This is a genomic window from Nostoc sp. LEGE 12454 (assembly GCF_056620565.1).
The window spans coordinates 1-1,114 of record NZ_JBWQXL010000122.1; the positions used below are offsets into that span (position 1 = coordinate 1).

1 protein-coding gene and 1 pseudogene are annotated in these 1,114 nt (G+C 46.1%); both read right to left on the reverse strand.

The features are described from left to right. Window positions 1-910 (reverse strand): annotated as a pseudogene (locus tag AC1F2U_RS34730) (AAA family ATPase); the annotation flags it as partial. A gap of 5 nt (window positions 911-915) precedes the next feature. Next, on the reverse strand, window positions 916-1,114 hold a 199-nt coding region (locus tag AC1F2U_RS34735; protein ID WP_480265276.1), incomplete at its 5' end, for a hypothetical protein.

A 1,114-nucleotide genomic window follows, 5' to 3' on the forward strand; every position in this document is an offset into this window, starting at 1 on the left:
CTAAAGGGGTGATGTTTTGCTGACAATTTTCTAAATCAGCCAGTGTGACCTGCTGAGGTCTTCCCTCATCGAAAGCCAGTAGTGCTGCTTCTGATGCCAGGGTTTCTAACTCAGCACCACTAAACTTATCGGTGCTAGCAGCGATCGCCTCTAGATATTCCTGCGGAACTTCTATACCAAACCGTTCTAAGTGAATTTTGAGAATTTGGCAGCGTTCCAACTCAGTAGGCAGGTCAACGAAGAAATTCTCGTCAAACCGCCCTTTCCTCTTGAACTCAATAGGCAGCGCTGTTGGGTCATTACAGGTTGCCACCACAAACACCCCCGCCGTACATTCAGACATGAAAGTGAGGATATTTCCTAAAATCCTTTGTGAGACTCCAGAGGTATCGCCATTAGCTGAAAGTGCTTTCTCAACTTCATCAATCCACAAGATACAGGGTGCGATCGCTTCAGCAGTCTTGAGTGCGCGGCGGACATTGCCCTCAGATTCTCCCACCAGGCTACCAAGCATCGAGGCAATGTCTAATTGCAGCAGTGGAAGATTGAGTATGGTTGCAATGTTTTTCGCCACTATCGATTTACCTGTTCCTGGTGGCCCCGCCAATAGCACCCCTTTAGGTTGGGGTAGATTTAGCGATCGCGCTTCTTGAGAAAATAACCGGCGGCGGCGTTGCAACCAATCCCGCAACAGGTCTAGTCCACCAAACTGTATGGTCGCCGGTTTACCCAATTCAATACCCATCTGAGACAGTAGGCGGGTTTTGTATTCGACAACCAAAGGGATGACCGTAGCATCAATTACTATACCTTTAGAAGTTAATCGCTCCTTAACAGTAAGCCGCAGAAAATCGCTGATTTCCTCCAGCGTCAAGCCTAAAGCTGCCCTTGCCAAGGTTTCTTTATCGAATGGCACTAAGAAAAGCCGAAACGCTTGTGTATTAAGCAGTTTGCAACTGCTTTCGTAATTCGTGCCGGGGTTTGGTCATTAACAGTAAACCAAAAAGTTTTTCCAAAAGGGCGATCGCTAAAATACTGATAGCTTATAATACTAGTAAACACAGAATCCTCTAACCAGCAGACATAGTATAGATTATGATTACTTATGATTGGT